This is a genomic window from Jeotgalibacillus terrae, assembly GCF_016908195.1.
GTDB classification, from domain to species: domain Bacteria; phylum Bacillota; class Bacilli; order Bacillales; family Jeotgalibacillaceae; genus Jeotgalibacillus; species Jeotgalibacillus terrae.
In genome coordinates, this window is record NZ_JAFBDK010000011.1 from 1 (window position 1) to 15,882 (window position 15,882).

The following is a 15,882-nucleotide window of genomic DNA, read 5'->3' on the forward strand; positions in this document are numbered from 1 at the left end:
GTATGGCCAGTCGTCCTTTTAGACACAAAAATGCCCCCTTCATAGTAGTAGAGAATTTTTATTATTTCTCTGTCTACTATGGAGGGAGCATATCAATGAGCTGACCGATCTTTTTCTTATCCCGTGATATGGTAACCTGAGTCGACGTGGAGGTTTTCTCCTGTCATTCCTCTTGAATAGTCGCTGAAAAGGAACGCGGCTGTGTCTCCTACTTCTTCAGGTGTTGTATTTCTTTTGAGCGGCGCTTTTTCTTCAATTTCTTTCAAGATTGAGTTAAAGTCATTAATTCCTTTTGCTGAAAGGGTTCTGATCGGACCTGCAGAGATTGAATTCACACGGATATTATCTTTTCCAAGGTCTCCGGCAAGGTAACGGACACTGGCTTCAAGTGAAGCTTTAGCTACACCCATTACGTTGTAGTTAGGCAGGATGCGCTCACCTCCAAGATAAGTGAGTGTGACAATGCTTCCGCCTTCTGTCATCAATGGACGCGCTTCTTTTGCAACAGCTGTCAGTGAATATGCGCTGATGTTGTGCGCAAGCAGGAAATTATCACGGTTTGTATTCATATAATCACCCTGTAGATCTTCTTTAGCAGCAAATGCGATACAGTGTGCAAAGCCATGAATTGTACCGGCATGTTCTTTAATGGTTTCAAAGCATGATTTTATTTCTTCATCATTCGTGATATCACATGGAAGGATCAGTTCGTGCTGACCATTTAATGTACTGACAAGATCACGGACAGGCTTTTCAAAGCGCTCTCCTGCATATGTAAAAATCAGATTAGCTCCCGCTTCATCAAGCGATTTTGCAATTCCCCATGCAATACTTCTTTTATTCGCAACACCCATTACAACAATTGTTTTTCCTTTTAGTGATAAGCTCATTTTGTCCTCCTTGTTTAGAACAAGTTATTAGTACCTGATACTAACTTAACACATATTATTCTATATAAGCAATATGATTAAATAAAGAACCGGAAACACGTCCATCTCCGATTCTTAAAACTAGTGGCAGTTACAGCGAATTTAAGTCAGATAACTCATAAATGTTGTAGCGATTCCAAAGTAAATCAGTATACTGATGATGTCATTAATTGTGGTAATGAACGGACCTGATGCTACAGCCGGGTCAATATTGAACTTGTGCATAATAAGCGGCACAAGAGAGCCTGCAAGTGTAGCAACGATCAGTGAAGCAAAGATTGAGAAACCGACAAGCAGCCCAAGGAAAAATGAATCATACCATACATATACAATGCCGACCACGAGAATGCCGCAGATCGTTCCTGTAATCAGGCCGGTTCCTGCTTCTCTTAAAATCAGCTTTGTTTTACTTTCGTCATTAATATCGCCTGTCGCAATACTTCTGACAGCAACTGCAAGCGCCTGGGTGCCAGTGTTACCAGCCATTCCTGCAATAAGCGGAATAAATACAGCAAGTATTGCTACCTGCTCAAGTGTATCTTCAAAACTGCCGATTAAGTTCGCTGTCATCATTCCTAAAAACAGCAGTGCGATCAGCCATGGCAGCCTTTTTCTCGCTGCTCTGAGCGGTGTCCGGTCACGGGAATCCATGTCTGAGACCCCGGCAAGCTTAGAGTAATCATCAGATGCTTCTTCATCAAGGACATCAATAATATCATCGACTGTGATGATCCCAAGCAAATGCTGCTGGAAATCCACTACCGGCAGTGCAAGGAAATCATAGTCTTTCATCATTCTTGCAACATTCTCCTGGTCTTCACTGACAGAAACCGATACGACCCTGTCAGACATGATTTCCTTTATGAGCCTGTCCTCTTCAGAAGTAATCAGATCCCTTAATGAAACAACGCCGACAAGTTTTCTATCCTCATTAATCACAAATGTGTAATAGATCGTTTCAGCATCAGGTGCTTTGTTTCTTAAAATGGCCATCGCTGAACGTACAGTTGAGTGTTCAGGGATTGAAATAAATTCTGTTGTCATAATGGAACCGGCTGTATATTCCTCGTAATGAAGGAGGTTTTTAATTTCTTCTGCCGATTCCTGATCCATTATTGTTAAGTAGCTTGCAGCCTGGTCTTTATTTAACTCATTTAAAACATCGACTGCATCATCTGTATACATATTGGATAATGTATCAGCTGCATATTGCGCATTCATTTCTGCAAATAGCGGTTCGTAATCCTCATCATCTGCTTCAATATTTTCAATAATTTCTCCCATTTCTTCAGGAGATAAATATTCATATATTTTCACACGGAGTTCTGGTTCAAGCCGGAAATAAAATTGTGCACGATCATAGGGGTGCAGATTAAAATATTCATCTCTGAATACATCAAATTCATTTTTTTCAAGTGACCTGATTAAAAATTCCTCATCGATTACAGTTTCTTTTTCGAGTTCCTGTTCAGCCATTTAATCTACACTCCTTTCATTTCAACATAATATCTCTAAGTGATATTTTAACGGCATTGGTGGTAAACTGTGAAATAATAAGAGATGATGAAGCACTTTAATTTCACTTTATTATTGATAGCGTTTTTTCTTCTAAAAATCAATCATACTTTATTCTTATTGGGAGGCCGATATGAAAATCGACATAATTGGAGATATTCACGGGTGTCATCATGAATGGGTTATGTTAACTAAGAAGCTCGGTTATTCCTGGGAAACCGGATTACCCGTTCACCCTGAAGGACGAAAGCTTGGATTTGTAGGGGATCTGACCGACAGAGGTCCGGATTCAATACAAGTCATAAAAGATGTTTATCAATTAGTAAATAAGCATCATGCCTTTTATGTACCCGGTAATCACTGTAATAAGCTCTACCGTTATTTAAAAGGCAATCAGGTTAAACTGGTTCATGGACTTGAAACCACTGCCGCTGAGCTTGATTTGTTATCAGATAAAGAAAGAAAAGAAGTGACAAATCAGTTTATATCCCTTTACGAATCAGCACCACTCTATCACGTACTTGACCATAAGCGCCTTGTCATTGCACATGCCGGGATCAGGGAAGAAGATATAGGTCGTTTTAACAAACGTGTGACCGTATTTGTTCTGTACGGTGACATTACCGGAGAAAAAAACGAAAAAGGAATGCCGGTCAGAAAAGACTGGGCCCAGCACTACAGCGGGAAGCCATGGATCGTATATGGCCATACCCCTGTACACGAAGCAAGATTCAAACACAGAACTGTTAACATTGATACAGGTGCAGTTTTCGGCAATAAGCTGACTGCCCTCAGATACCCTGAAATGGAGACTGTTTCCGTCCCATCTTCAATGACGTATAATCCTGAAAAGTTCAGAGACAATGAACTGGCATGAATGCTAACCATTCATGCCAGTTTTTTTAATCAAATGATAGATATCCTCAGGCACCTCAGACATAATATCCAGGTTCTGATTTGTTACCGGGTGCGTGAAAGTCAGTCTGTGACAGTGAAGCGCCTGCCTGCTAATAAATGTACAGCTGCCGCCATACAAATCATCTCCCGCCAGCGGATGACCAAGCCATGAAGTATGCACCCTGATCTGGTGAGTCCTCCCGGTTTCAAGTGTGAGGGAAAGCATTGTATGGTTACATCCAGTCCCGATTTTTTTATAATGTGTAACTGCCCTCCGCCCTTCCGTGTCTACAAGTCTTGTAATGATACTTGATGGATCACGTGAGATCGGCTGGTCAATTGTACCTTCATTCTCTATGATTTGACCTTCAGCAATTGCATGATATTCCCGGTTGATCCCATTTTTCTTCTGCATCTCACTAAGCAGATGATGAATATGTGCATACTTTGCTGCAAGAACGACACCAGATGTATCTTTATCAAGTCTTGTGGCAATATGGATACCTGCTTCAATCTGATGATGATCGTAATATCCTGCCAAAGCGTTTGCGAGCGATCCTTTTGGTGCACCTCTTGATGGGATGGTATTCATTCCGGCAGGCTTATTCACAGCAATCAGCCACTTATCTTCGTAAAGCACCTGAAGACCGGTATTTTCAGAGATCAGTGAACTGCTTCTTGTTTCTGGGGGAAAGTAAATGCTGATCACATCACCACTCTGCACTTTTCTTCTGACGGTCACCTCTTCCCCATTCAGAAAAATTCCTCCGCCATCATATTTAATAGCTGTCAGACCCCTTTTGGAAATACCTTTTAATCCAATAAAATCCCGCAACAGCAGCCCATGATGATCTGATTCAACAGTCCACTCCATCATTAAACGCTTATCCATCAATAAATGAGTCATGTACCCTTTTCCAGAATGGGAACGGTCTGAACCTTGCAAACCTGATTTTTTCATCCGCAACACGGTACTGAATAGACTTTACGTCTTTATGGACGAGCGTCAGATGATCAATTGTAATCATAAAGTCTGACCGGTTAACTGGCTTCAACATACAAGTGTGGTGAGCGGGCATAATCAGTGGAGATCCTACCGTTCTGAACACTCTGTTATTAATGGAGGCCATCTCTGCAAGCTGAATGGATGGCAGTGAAGGGTGGATAATCGCCCCGCCAAGTGCCTTATTATAAGCGGTGGATCCTGATGGCGTTGACAGACACAGCCCGTCTCCTCTGAATACTTCAAAGTGCTGACCCCTGATCTCGACATCCATGACCAGTGTTCCGTCTACACTTTTAACTGTAGATTCATTCAGTGCAAGGTAACGTGTTTCCCTCCCACCATTTTTATAACGGATGATTGCTTCCATTAAGGGATATTCAATAATCTGATAAGGGGTTTTTGCGATTGCGATAACAAGCTTTTCTATTTCATCAGGCACCCAGTCAGCGTAGAAGCCGAGGTGGCCGGTATGTACACCAACAAATGCGGTTTTGGAAAGACGTGAACTGTAGCGGTGAAATGCATACAGCAGCGTACCGTCTCCACCAACTGAAATCACAATTTCAGGCTCTTTTTCATCATATTCGAGATTAAAGTCCTTTAAGTATGTGCGCATTTTATGCATCAGGGCGTTAGATTTGGCATCCCCTTTTGATGTGATCGCAAATTTCATATGATCCCTCCTTAAGTGTTCTTCCTGTTATCTTTCTCTCTGTTCCCTGTTTCTTTTTTCTTCTGGAAAAACGCCTGTGCTTCCTGTATCTCTTCTCTGATCTCAGACATTTCCTCATCAAGACGGAAAGCTGCTTCTGCAGCGCGCTGCAATCTGTTTTGAATATCTTCAGGAAACTGCCCCTGATACTTATAATTCAATGAATGCTCGATTGTTGCCCAGAAATTCATCGCAAGTGTCCTGATCTGAATTTCAGCGAGAATTTTTCTTTCCCCATTAATTGTCTGAACAGGGTATTCAATTACGACATGGTAAGACCGGTAACCGCTTGATTTTTTATGGGAAATATAATCCTTTTCCTCAACAATCATAAAGTCTTTCCGCTTTCTCAGCAGTTTAACCACTTTCTCAATATCGTCTACAAACTGACACATCATTCTTACACCCGCAATGTCCTGTATCTGATAAGCCAGCTGGGTGAATTGATCCTCTGAGATGTTCTTCTCTCTGGCTTTATCAACAATGCTTGCAATCGGTTTAACCCGACCGGTTACAAATTCAATTGGAGAATGAGTCTGTTCGAGTTGAAACTGTGTTCTCATACCTTTTAATTTTATTTTCAGTTCGTCTACAGCCTGTTTATAAGGCTCAAGAAATGTTTCCCATTTCATCAGCATCACCCCGTCAGTTTGTCTAACTCAGGTTTTTCAGTTCGCCAGTTGCCTTTACATTTTATCACAGAGACCCTCTGCTTTCACCTTTCCATTGAAGTTTCAGCTTAAAGCATCCATAATATGAGTATGAAATTAAAGGAGCGGTGACCATGCCTCAGGAGCTTGAAATCGAATTTAAAAATATGCTGACTAAAAAAGAGTATCACGATCTCTATACAGCATTTGATATGGATTCGCCGGTAAGTCAGACCAATCATTACTTTGATACCCCGCTTTTTCAGCTGAAAGAAGCACGTTCAGCACTGCGTGTTCGCGAAAAAGATGGTAAGCTGACACTCACATTAAAACAGCCTGTTGAAGAAGGCCTCCTTGAAACACATCAGCCTGTGTCTTCAATCGACCTTGAAGATATGCTCTCGGGCGGGGGGCTTATTGGCGGAGAAATTGCCGGGATGCTTGAACTGATGAATATTTCCCCAAAGGAGATCGTTCACTTTGGTTCCCTTCAGACAAACAGATCTGAAACACCCTATAAGAACGGATTGCTTGTGCTTGATCACAGTTCTTATCTTGGAGTTGAAGATTATGAGCTTGAGTACGAGGTAACTTCACATGATGAAGGGAAAGAAAACTTTCTCTCCCTACTAACGGCCTACAAAATTCCGGTAAGAGAAACCGATAATAAGATTAAACGGTTCTATAAAGCCCGCCTCATGCAAAATCGTGAAGGAGGAAACTCATGAATATTGATTCAATTAATAAATTAATGCAACTCCAGGCCATGCGGACACTCGGCGCTCAAAACCCTGAACCAAGCAGTCAGAATTTCTTTCAGATGATGCAGCAAAGCATGGAAGTAAATCCTAATCAACTGGGTTCTGTAGCAGGACTTGTAGAACAGCATAAGCTCCAGAATACGCTTTCCATGATGCCTTCTGCTGTGCAATCACCTATTGAAACAACTGCACAGACACTTCAGCCAAAAAACAGTGCCTCACAGCCAATTGATCAGATCATTAAGGATGCTGCCGAGAAATACAATGTTCCTGAGAAACTGGTAAGATCAGTGATTCAGCACGAATCTAATTTTAATCCCGAAGCAGTGAGCCACGCAGGTGCTTCAGGGCTGATGCAGCTAATGCCAGGCACAGCAAAGTGGCTTGGTGTCAAAAATATTTTTGACCCTGCAGAAAATGTGCAGGGCGGCGTTAAATATCTTCGTGATATGCTGAACAAATACAACCAGGATCCAAAGCTGGCCCTTGCTGCCTATAATGCGGGTCCGGGCAATGTAGACAAATATAATGGTATTCCGCCATTTAAAGAAACAACGAACTATGTACGGAAAGTAATGGATACTTATCTGGGGTAAACAGAACGAAGGCTGGGACGTCCAGCCTTTTTTATATGCCCTTAAGCGAAGTATTTGAGAAATAAAACCCCTGTTGCTACAATAGTTATACATTCGAACTACGAGCGTAAAGGGGTTTTATTATGACTGAACAGACTAGAACACCATACGATTTCATTGGTGAGGATAAATTGACTGAACTCATACACGCTTTTTATACCAAAGTCGGTAACCACCCCGAACTGAAACCAATCTTTCCTGATGACCTGACTGAAACTGCACGAAAACAAAAGCAGTTTCTTACACAATACCTGGGAGGGCCTCAGCTATATACTGAAGAGCATGGGCACCCGATGATGAGAGCGAGACACCTCCCTCATGAAATTACACCGAGTCGTGCTAAAGCATGGCTCAGCTGCATGGATGCTGCAATGGATGAAACCGGATTAGAAGGAGAATTCAGAGATGCGCTTTATTATCGTCTTTCTCTGACAGCAAAGCATATGGTGAACACACCTGATCGTGAAGGTGATTCAGATTGAGCGCAAAAAAATGGACAGATGCAAGCTGGTACAGCCAGGAACAAAGGCCACTTGAAATCTATTTATTTATCGATCCACTAAGCTCAGATTGCTGGGCGCTGGAGCCGAAGATCAAAAAGCTTCTGCTGGAATATGAACCTTATCTCCGAATTAAGCATATCCTCAGCAGCAGCCTTGATACACTTAACTGTCATACTGAGAAACAACGTAAGGAGCTTGCTAAAAGCTGGAATGAAACAGCGATAAAGTCAGGTATGCCGTGCGATGGCAGCCAATGGATTAAAAACCCTGTTGAATCACCCTTTCTTGCTTCAGTCGCTGTAAAAGCAGCTGAAATGCAGGGTAAGAAAGCTGGCAGCCGATTCTTAAGATCGATCCAGGAGCAGTTGTTTGTTGAGCAGAAAAACATTTCGGATTTTGATGTATTATTAACATGTGCTGAAAAATCCAGACTTGATATCGATGAATTCACACATGATATGCACTCGGCCACGGCTTCTAAAGCATTTCAGTGTGATGTTAAAATCGCTAGTGAAATGGATGTACACAGTACACCAACACTTGTTTTCTTTAATGAAAATATTGAAGATGAAGGAATCAAAGTGGATGGTCTTTATCCCTATGAAATTTATTCTCAGATTGTTGAACAGATGTTAGAAGAAAAACCTCCTAAAAAAGAACTTCCTGCTATCGAAGAATTTTTGATGCGTTTTAAAATTGCCGCAACCGTTGAAGTGGCAGAAGTTTATGACATTTCAATGAAAGAAGCAGAAAAACGTTTAAAGAAATTAATGTTTAATAAAAAAATCGAAAAGATTGAAGCCGGTAACGGTACGTTTTGGCGTTATATATTCTAATTTTTTCATAACGAAAAGGCCCTCACAAAGTGAGGGCCTTTTCTTACGAACAAAGGGGATGGGAGAAATTTTTCACGGTCAAACAAAGGGGTATATGTTTGTATGTGATCAATTTCACACCCCTATCTTATCATGTATTTACAAGTGTGACAAGCTGCAAGGTTTTAAATTTCAGTGAACTTCATATACTGAAGCATCAGGAGGCACATGAGATGAAATATATCCGGCTGGTTTTGCTGATCGTATTAATTCCTTCTGCCTTTATTTATCACCTGTTTGCTTTAATGGAAATTTATCCGGTTACGTTATCTTCAATCATGCTATTTGCAGCGATTACTGCATTTTTATGGACATTTTATCAGCCAAGAAGATTTAAAGGAAAATAAAGTCAGGCTGGAGCATGCTGCTCCAGCCTGGTCTTTTGCAACTTCGTTTATTTATCCAGCAATGCTTCCATTTCATTGAGCTTTTCTTCAAATACCTTACATGCCTCTTCAATTGGCTCTGCACTTGTCATATCAACGCCAGCTTTTTTCAGCACTTCGATTGGATAATCAGAGCTCCCTGCTTTGAGGAATTCATTAATGTATTTTTCAACTGCAGGCTCTCCCTCATCAAGAATCTTCTTGCTGAGTGCCGTAGCTGCACTGTAGCCTGTCGCATACTGATATACATAGTAATTATAATAGAAGTGAGGAATTCTTGCCCACTCAAGTCCAATTTCTTCATCTACAATTAATTCATCACCGAAGTACTTTTTATTCAGCGCATAGTACTCTTTTGTCAGTGAATCTGCTGTCAGCGCTTCACCATCCTGTGCCATCTGGTGAATTTTATGTTCAAATTCAGCAAACATTGTCTGTCTGAAAACAGTCCCTCTGAAGCCTTCAAGGAAATGATTCAGAATATAGAGCCTCTTCTTTTCATCATCGATTGTTTTCAGCAGATGATCATTTAAGAGCGCTTCATTACATGTTGAAGCTACCTCAGCTACAAAAATTGAGTATCCGCTGTCATGATAAGGCTGATTGCCTCTTGAGTAATAGCTGTGTACACTGTGGCCAAATTCATGCGCGAGTGTGAAAAGGTTATTTACATTATCCTGCCAGTTCATGAGAATATAAGGATTTGTACCAAATGCACCCGAAGAATATGCACCGCTTCTCTTCCCCTTATTTTCCTCAACATCAACCCATCTGTTTGATAAACCTTCATTGACAACTTTCAGATATTCATCACCAAGTGGCTGCAATCCGTCTGTCATCATCTGTTTTGCTTCATCATAACTGACCTTCATCGCAGCATCTTTTACTAATGGCGTATATAGGTCATACATGTGCAGTTCTTCAAGGCCAAGCACCTTTTTACGCAGTTTGACATAGCGGTGAAGAAGGTGCAGGTTCTTGTTAACTGTTCCTACAAGATTTTCATATACATCTTCAGGAATACTGTTATTTGAAAGTGCTGCATGACGGGCAGAACGGTAATTTCTAACTTTTGCAGAGAAGTTATCTTTCTTAATCTGTCCACCTAATGTAGATGCAAACGTATTACGAAACTGTCCATACGTTTCATAAACAGCTTTGAACGCATCACGTCTAACGCGCTGGTCACCGCTTTCAAGAAAGTTAATAAATCTTCCGTGCGTGACTTCCACCTCTTCCCCGTTCTCATCTTTTACTGTCGGAAAAGTCAGGTCAGCATTATTTAATGTACCAAACGTATTGGCAGAACCGTTCAGAACTTCTGACGCTTCTGCAAGCAGTGCTTCCATTTCTGCTGTCAGTACGTGCGGGCGCTGGGCATTCAATACTTCGAGTGAATGCTCATACGTTTTTAATTCAGGTTTTTCCTGAAGAAACTGGTGGATTTTTTCTTCTTCAATCGCTAATATTTCGGGCATCATGAATGCAAAAGCACTGCTCACCTGTGACACCAGGCTTTTAGCGCGGTCATCCATTCCCTGATAAGTAGCATTACCTGTATCCTGATCGTGACGCATATGTGAATATGTATATAGCCTTTCAAGACGTTCCATTACTGAATCCTGGAACTTTAAAGCCTGATAAAAAGTATCTGCGCTATTACCAAGTGTACCTTTGAAATCTGCAGCTTTTTTTGATTCAGCTAATATTTCTTTATATTCACTGTGCCATGATTCATCATCAGAGAAGATCGCTTCTAAATTCCACGTGAGTTCCTCAGGGACTTCATTTCTTTCTTTTAACTTCTTTACAGTTTGACTAGACATTTTGTTCCTCCTATCATTACTCGAACTTTCTTTATTTTCTCTCTTTTTTAAATAAGTTGCAACTATCTTCTATTATATTCCTGTATGATTATTTCCTTATATAAGCGATGAAAGTGTTTTAATTTTTCATCTCTGTTTTGTACGGATATTTCAGATTCAGGTTCCGCCAATTTATAAAACTCTCCATTTGTATTAATGATCGAACATATTGTTAATAGATGAAGCAGCTCCTCAACAGATGACCTGACAAAGTCTGATGGGAAATTTTCATGCAGGATTCTTAAATGAATACACTGATGACGGATCAGGCTCTTCAGTTCTGCAACTAATTGTAAGGAAGTAAAGGTGCCTGTTTGTTTCATATACAGATATAAATAGGCCTGCCATTCCATAGGGGGAACTGAATAAAAAATATTGGATTTTAGAAATAGTCCAACCCAGGGAGGCAGTGAAAATAAAGAGGATTTTGCAGTATATATTCTTTTGAGGAGCGGATCTTTGAAACTTTTGCGGTACTTAAATACGTTCAACATCCATTTCTCATTCATTTTCAGGTGCAAGTGATAATGACGATGCGCTGCTTCAAATGTCTCCAAAGGAAAGTGCGGAAAAGATAGTATGTGCTGCGGGAAGCTTGTCTGGTCAGTATAAAAGAGTGATCTACTTAGAGGAATAAGGTGATGAAGGATGGTAAATAATCTTTTTTCCGGGGAGTAAGTGATGAGATAGTATTGATTTTTCACCTGTGAATACCTGATAAATTGCTGCTGAAAAGATGTTAGTTTGATTAACTTTGAATGCTCAGCTATTACAGTAGGCACAAGCCAAAATGGGATGACTCCGATTTTTCTGTAATCCATAGATCGTTGCTGCACTGTTTCACTTGAAACAGGAGAACACTGAAATTCAAAAGCATACTCGACTGAATTAAACCTTACACTGATATCAGTGCGTCTGTTAATACGGGTGTAAGTTTTCTCAAGCTCAGTTGTACACGACTGCGATGATAGCCAGTCGTTCAGCCTTGTCTTGGCCAGCAGGTGGAGACTTGATTCAGATTCTGAAAAACCTGAGCAATGTACTTTAGATTTGTGTGCAAAATGTGGAATAACTTTGGGTCCTGATTTAACCAGGACAGGAGATTTACAGGCGGGACATCTGAGAGGCAGATGACGCAGTGACTGCACATAAGAACTGTTATGTATTCTTGAGTACAGTGATTTAACTTCACCATCAAAAGTTTCGGCAATTAACATTTGTTCCTCCTCTTAAAAAACTGTACTGCTGTTTCTCAAGAGAAACAGCAGTACAGCTGTAATAAATTAATTGAAGTATTCGTTCACCTGTTTAAAAACCTGATCATTCATAATGACTTTACCATACTCTTCAAGACGGTGGACTGTAACACTTGTTGCCTTACCATACTCAAACAGCAGGCTTGAAATGTTTTCGTAGTCGTCTTCTTCAAACTGGTTCTCAGGGAAATCACTATATAGGTAATATTGATTTTCATAAGAAAACAGCTTAGTCATCAGGCGATCTTCCTGAATCAATCTTTTTGAAAGAGCAATAACATCTTCAAAATCCTGAAAACGAAGGACTAGTTTCATTTCCATTTCATCCTGTTGTTCATCTTCCATGTCAAAATGCTGATCGAGATAATCTTCAATCTGGTTAGATAACCCCGGTCCATTTTTGTCATCCTGCATCGGCAGATCGAACTTCTGTCCGTCTTTCGTTACCTGTGCTTTTGTCACAAGTATCTCAAGACCTTTTTCCAGTGCCTGAACCTGAATCCAAAGTGGACCTTCAACAGTGAAATCTTCTTCCTGATGAACTTCATCCATCATTTCCCAGAAGAGTTCTTCACTTTTATCCCGGTTATACCAGATTTCTTCTCTGTCAAATCCTCTGTCTTCTATATCCCCATAGGAAATATAAAATTTTACGGTATGATCGTTAATGCGTTCTATTTCCATCTTTCAACTCTCCCTTCCTATGTGTTGGATGAAGGGAATCTCCCCCCTAGTCATAGGTAGTACAATCGAACTCAAAGAATAGGGTGATCTTTCTACTCTTATATTGTATGATAATTCTGCCATAAAGGGAAATTATATGGCGTCTAATTATTTAACAGATTGTCATTTGAGTGTAGACTATTCCCTCAATTATTTCAAGCAGTGAAGCTTATTGAAATGTCTTGGGAGAATCTTATATAATTATCCCCAATTATACAAAAAGACTTGTCCTGTTACTAAAAAACGGACAAGTCTTACTATTTAATCTAAACTTAATTAACCATTTTTTGTGCTTCAAGAAGCTGGAATGTACGTACTTTTCTTGGCAGGAATCTGCGAATTTCATCTTCATTATAACCTACCTGAAGACGCTTCTCATCCATAATAATTGGACGTCTTAACAATCCCGGGTTTTCCTGAATCAGTTCAAATAGGTCCTGCAATGGCAGAGATTCTAAATCAACGTTCAGTTTTTGAAAGATTTTAGATCTTGTAGAAATGATCTCATCTGTTCCATCTTCAGTCATACGAAGTACTTCTTTGATTTCCTCAATACTTAACGGTTCAGAGAAGATATTTCTTTCTGTATATGGAATCTCGTGTTCTTCCAACCAGGCTTTTGCTTTCCTGCATGATGTACAGCTAGGTGAAGTGAACAAAGTTACCATGAACCATTCACACTCCCTCAATTTAAAAATTTATCCTTCAATATCTTTAACAAATGATTTCTAGATTAAAATCGTTTTAAAAAGATATCTTGAATTCATTATACACAATCAACAATGTTTTGAATAGTAGCTTAACGAAATTGTCATATAAATGTGATAAACACATTTATAATGTTGTCTTAATGTAGTTATTCCCGAATCCGTAATAGTTAAACATAACTTAAGCAATTTGTTTTAGGCATTCTCATTTAACCTGCTGTAATTGAAAAAGTTATATTTCTTTCAATACATCTTCCGCATCTTCACGATCGTTTTTAAGTACCTTTTCCACCGGTTCGTATTCATCCCCGTAAAAAGTTTTATCTTTATAAGTATGGATATCCTGATATGTTTTTTTCATTGCCTGATAAATAACTTCTTCACTTTCATCATCCGGTGCCCAGTAAAGGATTTCCATAGAATTCACTTCATTAGTAGCCAATGAGCGCCTGTTATAACCGATGGAAGTTGCATGCTGAAAACCAGCTCTTTTGTAAAAGCGGAGACGCTTTTCAGTATCAGTATCTTCATAATCAACCGGTTCAACCTCAAGGATGATAGGTTTATTTTTGTCCTTCATCTTTTGAATCAGTTTTCCCCCCAGGCCTTCTCCCCTTGCGCTGCCTGAGACGAATAAATAATCTATAAAGATAAAATCACCTGTTTCAACGTACATAAGTACATGTTTTGGTCCTTCATCCTTGTGATAAATATCACTTCTTTCTTTTAAAAGCGTTTCCATATGTTCGCGTGATTTCATTTCTTCTACAGGAAAATAATCACGCAGCTTTTCATACCAGTGCATATTCTGATCCCCTTTCAAAATGTGAGATTTTAAGGTTAAATTAGTGAGGTTTATTTGAGGGTAGTTAACCTTTTTACTATACCCTATTTAAATTTTTATAAACATAGACAGCGAAAAAATAAAAGGCCGGCACAAATTCGTGTGCCGGCTCATGGTGTGTTTTGCTTAAGGCAGATAATCTACCCCATCTGTGTATGTGTTTCCTGCATTCCAAAGAAGGAATTCATTAATGCCGTTATCATATAACGCATCAATTTGTGCTTTTACTTCATCAGCTCCATAGACCAGGTAGTTGCCTGCTCCGAGATAGGAAGCGGTGAAATCCTGAATCCATGGTCTTGAAACTGGTGGATCTTCAAGTTCAGCAAGTTTTGCATTTTCAACTTTTGCATATTCAGAGATCAGGTTGTAAGGCTCTAAGTCCGGTTTGGCAATGCCAAAATAAGACGTCCAGTGACTTGGATAGATCATAGATGAAATCACATCCACGTTTTCAGAAATACGATTGAAATTCTGTCCAATACCTGGTGCTTCAGGTAATGTAGCCGAATAACCGAAAATATCGACAGACACATCTACATCATAAGGCTCAAGCTGTTCAGAAGCATATGCAACGAAATCCGTTACTGCATCAACTCTTTCGTTGGTTTCGTCATTACCGTCGTCAGTATACTCTCCTGTACCGTATGTAAGAACATCATCCCTTGTTTCAAACCCTTCAGGGAATCTTACATAATCAAACTGAATTTCCTTGAATCCCATTTTTGCAGCTTCAATTGCAATCTCTACATTGTAGTCCCACACTTCTTTTAAGAATGGATTGACAAAGGATTCTTCACGGCCATTTGCCCATACCTGTCCATTTTCCTGAAATGACAAGTCAGGTCTCTTTTCAGCCAATACAGTATCTTTAAATACTACAATACGTGCAATTGGATAAACTTCATGTTCTTCAAGCGTCTCAAGCATCGCACGGGGCTCTTTTATGTAAGGTTGTCCAATATCATAAAAAGGTGAATCCTCTTCAGGTACATATGTTAAATAACCGTGATCTTCTTTAATATCAATTACCATTGCATTCAAGTCAGTGTTATCCATCAGGTCAAGCAGTGTTTCAAAACGTGCTCCGCCTGCAGAGTGTCCTGTTACATAAATTCCTCTGACAGCATCCGGATATTCAAAAGTTAAACCTGAGTCATAGACAAAACGGGGCATTGATTCCGGGAAACCTTTTTGTTGTTGTGATACTTCTCTAATTTGATGTTGTTCATGTGATTCTGCAAGAACATCAGTATTAAATACTGCTAAAGCAAGAATTGCAGCGCTTGCAGAAGTTGCGATGTATTTCAATGACACGTTTACCTCTCCTACCAACTCGTTTTTATGTACTTTTTAATTCTAACAAGTAATAATAGTAAATGAAACGTTATATTGAATTATTTTGTTAATAATTTCTGAAATTCCAATTTTATTTTAAAAATCGCCATAAAAATATTATTTTTGAATTTGAAAATGATTTGCTTATCTTTCAAAAGTTCATTTATAATAACTTTATATAATATAAAGGCACGGATAAAGATTAGTAACTGCTGATCTGAATGATCAGAGAGTCTGCGGGTGGTGAGAGCAGATATTCAGTGGCAGCGAATGGACTTTG

At 39.7% G+C, this 15,882-nt stretch carries 17 protein-coding genes and 1 other annotated feature (1 of these 18 only partly in view); of the genes, 6 read left to right on the forward strand and 11 right to left on the reverse strand.

Translation table 11 applies throughout. The features are described from left to right. Positions 1-116: 116 nt before the first annotated feature. Both fabI and mgtE read right to left on the reverse strand, forming a co-directional pair. Complete coding sequence (gene fabI / locus JOD21_RS11850) at positions 117-890, reverse strand: enoyl-ACP reductase FabI (RefSeq protein WP_204729833.1); 774 nt, start codon at positions 888-890, stop codon at positions 117-119. Between the two features lie 141 nt (positions 891-1,031). Continuing rightward, complete coding sequence (gene mgtE / locus JOD21_RS11855; protein ID WP_204729834.1) at positions 1,032-2,405, reverse strand: magnesium transporter; 1,374 nt, start codon at positions 2,403-2,405, stop codon at positions 1,032-1,034. Between the two features lie 172 nt (positions 2,406-2,577). Between mgtE and prpE the strand changes: the two genes are divergently transcribed. Then, on the forward strand, positions 2,578-3,321 hold the full coding sequence (prpE, locus tag JOD21_RS11860; RefSeq protein WP_204729835.1) for a bis(5'-nucleosyl)-tetraphosphatase PrpE: 744 nt from the start codon (positions 2,578-2,580) through the stop codon (positions 3,319-3,321). 3 nt (positions 3,322-3,324) lie between these two features. Here the strand turns inward: prpE and JOD21_RS11865 are convergent, their stop codons facing one another. From JOD21_RS11865 to yjbM, 3 genes are read right to left on the reverse strand one after another with little or no spacing between them, the layout of a single operon-like run. Continuing rightward, a complete protein-coding gene (locus JOD21_RS11865) occupies positions 3,325-4,248 on the reverse strand; it encodes an RluA family pseudouridine synthase (protein WP_239581567.1) in 924 nt (307 codons plus the stop codon). Further along, entirely contained in the window at positions 4,226-5,020 is a 795-nt protein-coding gene (locus tag JOD21_RS11870; RefSeq protein ID WP_039808459.1) for an NAD kinase, read from the reverse strand. The genes JOD21_RS11865 and JOD21_RS11870 overlap by 23 nt, the downstream gene beginning before the upstream one ends. Before the next feature lie 11 nt (positions 5,021-5,031). After that, the gene (yjbM, locus tag JOD21_RS11875; RefSeq protein ID WP_380269144.1) at positions 5,032-5,691 is read right to left on the reverse strand and encodes a GTP diphosphokinase; all 660 of its coding nucleotides are present in this window, start codon (positions 5,689-5,691) and stop codon (positions 5,032-5,034) included. A gap of 152 nt (positions 5,692-5,843) precedes the next feature. On the opposite strand from yjbM, the gene JOD21_RS11880 reads away from it, so the two are divergent. From JOD21_RS11880 to JOD21_RS11900, 5 genes are all read left to right on the forward strand, one after another. After that, positions 5,844-6,437 (forward strand): CYTH domain-containing protein, encoded by a 594-nt coding sequence (locus JOD21_RS11880; RefSeq protein ID WP_204729837.1) that lies wholly within the window; start codon positions 5,844-5,846, stop codon positions 6,435-6,437. Then, positions 6,434-7,066, forward strand: a complete 633-nt coding sequence (locus JOD21_RS19485; RefSeq protein WP_204729838.1) for a lytic transglycosylase domain-containing protein — start codon at positions 6,434-6,436, stop codon at positions 7,064-7,066. Before JOD21_RS11880 ends, JOD21_RS19485 begins: the two co-directional genes overlap by 4 nt. 122 nt (positions 7,067-7,188) lie before the next feature. After that, positions 7,189-7,587 (forward strand): globin domain-containing protein, encoded by a 399-nt coding sequence (locus JOD21_RS11890; protein ID WP_204729839.1) that lies wholly within the window; start codon positions 7,189-7,191, stop codon positions 7,585-7,587. Next, positions 7,584-8,444, forward strand: coding sequence for a ClpXP adapter SpxH family protein (locus JOD21_RS11895; protein WP_204729840.1), 861 nt, complete (start codon positions 7,584-7,586; stop codon positions 8,442-8,444). Before JOD21_RS11890 ends, JOD21_RS11895 begins: the two co-directional genes overlap by 4 nt. Before the next feature lie 212 nt (positions 8,445-8,656). Next, positions 8,657-8,830, forward strand: coding sequence for a hypothetical protein (locus JOD21_RS11900; protein ID WP_204729841.1), 174 nt, complete (start codon positions 8,657-8,659; stop codon positions 8,828-8,830). A 47-nt stretch (positions 8,831-8,877) separates the two neighbouring features. On the opposite strand, the gene pepF is transcribed toward JOD21_RS11900, so the two are convergent. The 6 genes from pepF to JOD21_RS11930 form a co-directional block, all read right to left on the reverse strand. Beyond that, positions 8,878-10,695 carry an oligoendopeptidase F gene (pepF, locus tag JOD21_RS11905; protein WP_204729842.1) on the reverse strand — a complete coding sequence of 606 codons (1,818 nt, stop codon included), beginning with the start codon at positions 10,693-10,695 and terminating at the stop codon, positions 8,878-8,880. A 62-nt stretch (positions 10,696-10,757) separates the two neighbouring features. After that, positions 10,758-11,951, reverse strand: coding sequence for a competence protein CoiA (locus tag JOD21_RS11910; RefSeq protein WP_204729843.1), 1,194 nt, complete (start codon positions 11,949-11,951; stop codon positions 10,758-10,760). Positions 11,952-12,017: 66 nt separating this feature from the next. Next, the gene (mecA, locus tag JOD21_RS11915) at positions 12,018-12,674 is read right to left on the reverse strand and encodes an adaptor protein MecA (protein ID WP_204729844.1); all 657 of its coding nucleotides are present in this window, start codon (positions 12,672-12,674) and stop codon (positions 12,018-12,020) included. A 311-nt stretch (positions 12,675-12,985) separates the two neighbouring features. Further along, positions 12,986-13,381 carry a transcriptional regulator SpxA gene (gene spxA / locus JOD21_RS11920; protein WP_039808451.1) on the reverse strand — a complete coding sequence of 132 codons (396 nt, stop codon included), beginning with the start codon at positions 13,379-13,381 and terminating at the stop codon, positions 12,986-12,988. 271 nt (positions 13,382-13,652) lie between these two features. Further along, positions 13,653-14,225 carry a GNAT family N-acetyltransferase gene (locus tag JOD21_RS11925; protein WP_204729845.1) on the reverse strand — a complete coding sequence of 191 codons (573 nt, stop codon included), beginning with the start codon at positions 14,223-14,225 and terminating at the stop codon, positions 13,653-13,655. Positions 14,226-14,390: 165 nt separating this feature from the next. Next, positions 14,391-15,575 carry a putative glycoside hydrolase gene (locus JOD21_RS11930; RefSeq protein WP_239581572.1) on the reverse strand — a complete coding sequence of 395 codons (1,185 nt, stop codon included), beginning with the start codon at positions 15,573-15,575 and terminating at the stop codon, positions 14,391-14,393. A gap of 210 nt (positions 15,576-15,785) precedes the next feature. Then, positions 15,786-15,882: a binding site (T-box leader), on the forward strand; it runs 109 nt beyond the window's last position.

What these genes read in the sequence shown, in the direction of transcription:
- JOD21_RS11900 (WP_204729841.1), top strand. Translation starts at nt 8,657, where the DNA reads ATGAAATATATCCGGCTGGTTTTGCTGATCGTATTAATTCCTTCTGCC.
- mecA (WP_204729844.1), bottom strand. Translation starts at nt 12,674, where the DNA reads ATGGAAATAGAACGCATTAACGATCATACCGTAAAATTTTATATTTCC.
- fabI (WP_204729833.1), bottom strand. Translation starts at nt 890, where the DNA reads ATGAGCTTATCACTAAAAGGAAAAACAATTGTTGTAATGGGTGTTGCG.
- JOD21_RS11865 (WP_239581567.1), bottom strand. Translation starts at nt 4,248, where the DNA reads ATGACTCATTTATTGATGGATAAGCGTTTAATGATGGAGTGGACTGTT.
- pepF (WP_204729842.1), bottom strand. Translation starts at nt 10,695, where the DNA reads ATGTCTAGTCAAACTGTAAAGAAGTTAAAAGAAAGAAATGAAGTCCCT.
- mgtE (WP_204729834.1), bottom strand. Translation starts at nt 2,405, where the DNA reads ATGGCTGAACAGGAACTCGAAAAAGAAACTGTAATCGATGAGGAATTT.
- yjbM (WP_380269144.1), bottom strand. Translation starts at nt 5,691, where the DNA reads ATGAAATGGGAAACATTTCTTGAGCCTTATAAACAGGCTGTAGACGAA.
- JOD21_RS19485 (WP_204729838.1), top strand. Translation starts at nt 6,434, where the DNA reads ATGAATATTGATTCAATTAATAAATTAATGCAACTCCAGGCCATGCGG.
- JOD21_RS11890 (WP_204729839.1), top strand. Translation starts at nt 7,189, where the DNA reads ATGACTGAACAGACTAGAACACCATACGATTTCATTGGTGAGGATAAA.
- JOD21_RS11925 (WP_204729845.1), bottom strand. Translation starts at nt 14,225, where the DNA reads ATGCACTGGTATGAAAAGCTGCGTGATTATTTTCCTGTAGAAGAAATG.
- JOD21_RS11880 (WP_204729837.1), top strand. Translation starts at nt 5,844, where the DNA reads ATGCCTCAGGAGCTTGAAATCGAATTTAAAAATATGCTGACTAAAAAA.
- JOD21_RS11910 (WP_204729843.1), bottom strand. Translation starts at nt 11,951, where the DNA reads ATGTTAATTGCCGAAACTTTTGATGGTGAAGTTAAATCACTGTACTCA.
- prpE (WP_204729835.1), top strand. Translation starts at nt 2,578, where the DNA reads ATGAAAATCGACATAATTGGAGATATTCACGGGTGTCATCATGAATGG.
- spxA (WP_039808451.1), bottom strand. Translation starts at nt 13,381, where the DNA reads ATGGTAACTTTGTTCACTTCACCTAGCTGTACATCATGCAGGAAAGCA.
- JOD21_RS11870 (WP_039808459.1), bottom strand. Translation starts at nt 5,020, where the DNA reads ATGAAATTTGCGATCACATCAAAAGGGGATGCCAAATCTAACGCCCTG.